This window comes from Pantoea sp. Pa-EAmG, from assembly GCF_030024295.1.
Classification (GTDB): Bacteria; Pseudomonadota; Gammaproteobacteria; order Enterobacterales; family Enterobacteriaceae; genus Pantoea; species Pantoea dispersa.
The window spans coordinates 1-2574 of record NZ_JASEWO010000308.1 but is presented as its reverse complement, the minus strand read 5'-3'; the positions used below and the strand labels follow the sequence as shown (position 1 = coordinate 2574).

Annotated in this window: 1 protein-coding gene and 1 pseudogene; both read right to left on the bottom strand. The window is 62.5% G+C overall.

All coding sequences use genetic code 11. The features are described 5' to 3' along the window. Positions 1-1787, bottom strand: a 1787-nt coding sequence (locus QMM04_RS22060; protein ID WP_282997049.1) for an Ig-like domain-containing protein, incomplete at its 3' end; no start/stop codon positions are given. A gap of 12 nt (positions 1788-1799) precedes the next feature. Then, positions 1800-2574 (bottom strand): annotated as a pseudogene (locus tag QMM04_RS22055) (hypothetical protein); the annotation flags it as partial.

The window sequence follows — 2574 nt, the reverse complement described above, 5'->3', positions numbered from 1 at the left end:
ACGCCGTCCTGCACCAGCAGTTCCGCGTCGCCGTGGCTGAACACGTGGTACTGGTTGCCGGCGATGGTCACGGTGCCGGTTTGCTGCGTCCAGCCGCTGACCGCTTCGCCTTCCGGCAGGATGTCGCTGAGCTGCACGCTGTCGCCGGCCTGGCCGCTGACGCGCAGCTGGGTTTTGCCGTCGTCAATGAACAGGCCCTGCTGACCGGCTTCCACCACGTCACTGAGCGTCAGGCCGAGCGGGGCGAGCGCGTTGATTTCCACCTCGCCCGGCGGCGTGGCGTCCACGACGATGCTGTACGCCGGCAGGCCAGCGTCGTAAGCGCCGTAGCTGACGCTGAGGCTGTGCGATTCATCGCTGAGCTCTGGCGTGATAAAGCGCCAGTTGCCGTCTGCGCCGACCTGCACGCTGCCGATCAGCGTGCTGCCGTCGTAGACGTTGAGCACGCTGTTAGCCTCGGCAACACCGCTCAGCTCCGGCTGGCGGTCATTAGTGATGCCGCCGTTGCTGACTTCGCCGATATACAGCGCCACGTCATCGTACACGCGGAGGATTTCTGGCGTGTGCTGGCCGCCCGGCATCAGGATGAGCTCGAACGTGTCGCTCCACTGGCTGTCGCCCTGCGCCTGCGCGGCAAACGACCAGACGCCGTACTCCAGCGCCGGCGGCGTGAAGCTCCAGTTGCTGTCCGCGCCCACTGTCACCACCACGGAATGGGTGAACTCGCCAGCAATGCCGTAGCGCACCACCACGTTGCTGTTGGCTTCGCCGCGCCCGCTAAGGGTTGGCGTGGTGTCATCGGTGAGCGCGCCGCTTAGCAGCGTGCCGGTGACCGGGCCGAAATCGTCGGTGGCGTGGGTCAGCGTGGCGTGCAGCGCGTCGCTGCCGGCGAAGGCGATATCGAGCCCGAAGCTGTCGCTCCAGCTGCCTTCCTGACCGGCGCGGAACTCCCAGCTGCCGGCGTCCAGCTCAGCCGGTGGTGTCCAGCTCCAGCGGGTGCCGTCCATCTGCGCCGCGCCGCCGTCAACCCACTCGCCGCTGGCGTTGCGGTACTGCACGAAAACCGTGCTGCCCGCCGGGGCGCTGCCGTGCAGCTGCGGCGTGGCGTCGTCGGTGAGCGCGCCGCTCAGCAGCGAACCGGTGACCGGGCCGGCATCATCCACCGCGTGGGAAATCACCGTGGCGGCAGACCCGTCGCGGCCAATCAGCAGTTCGAACGGCGCAGAAGGCTCGCCCTCGCGCAGCTTGCCGTTGAAGGTTTCAACCGCCACCAGCGTCAGCTGGTGGGTGCCGTCGCTCAGATCGGCGTCCGGCTCCAGCGTCCAGATGCCGGTGGTGGCGTCGGCCTGCGCGCTGCCGATCACCGTATCGCCCTCTTTGAGGTACACCACAGTGCCCTTTTCCGCGACGCCGGTCAGGGTCGGGCGGCGGTCGTCGGTCATGCGTCCGGCGTCGAAGCTGCCGGTGATGTCGCCCTGGTCATCGTACATATTGAGCAGGCGCGGCGCGTCCGGCGCCGTGTAGTCGACCACCTGAATAAACTGGGCGGGATTACCAATGTTGCCGGCGGCGTCAATCATGCGCACCGACACGATGTGTTCGCCCGGCGTCCAGTCGGCGGGCGGCGTCCAGCTCCAGCGGCCCTCTGCGTCGACCTTGACGGTGTACGGCGGCTGGCCATCAATAGCGATTTCCGCGAAGCCGTTGCGCGCCTGCGGACTGGTGCCGCTGTAGCCGCGGCGCGGGTCGTCGGTGTAGCGGTAAGATGCATTAAGAATCTGGTTCATGATAGCTCTCCCTTACACCAGCTCGGTTTTCACGCCGTCCTGCACCAGCAGCTCAGCGTCGCCGTTGCTCCAGACGTGATACTGGGTGCCGGCAATGGTGACGGTGCCAGCCTGCTCGGCCCAGCCGTTTTGCTCACTGCCCTCCGGCAGGATGTCTTCGAGGCGCACGGTGTCGCCCTGGTTGCCGTTGACGATAATTTGCTTAGTGGCATCATCAATCGCCAGGTTCTCACTGCCGTGCCTGAGCACATCCTGCAGGCTGAGCGTCAGAGCGTTATTGCCGGCGTTGTCCATCTGAATCACGCTGGTTTTGCTGCCGTCCTCCACCTGGTCGGCAAAAATCACCGTCTGATCTTCGCTGTTGACCAGCAGCTGATAGAGCTGATTATCGGCGTCGAAAACCTGGATCGGGTCATAGAGATCGTTTTCGTCAAACAGATACAGTTTGCCACCGTTGGTGTTGACCTCCGGATGAACGTATTCGCCCCATTTGATATCGTCAATTGTAATGCCGATATCACTGTCATCACTTGTTCCCTCCTGACCCAGTACAAAATCGATGTGACCAATTTTTTTACCCGGCGGTGCGATAAACTGATAGGTATCGGGAGGTGTTACGGTTTTTAAATCCACGGTTGCGAGCATTTCACGGAAGAGAATTTCACCGGTTGTTGAGTAAACGATAATTTCATGTCGGTTGGCTGAATGAACGGCGTTCAGTGCAAATTCGATCTTTTCCGTGCTGCCAAAGTCATACGTATACGTTGAGTTGTCGCCTAATAAATAT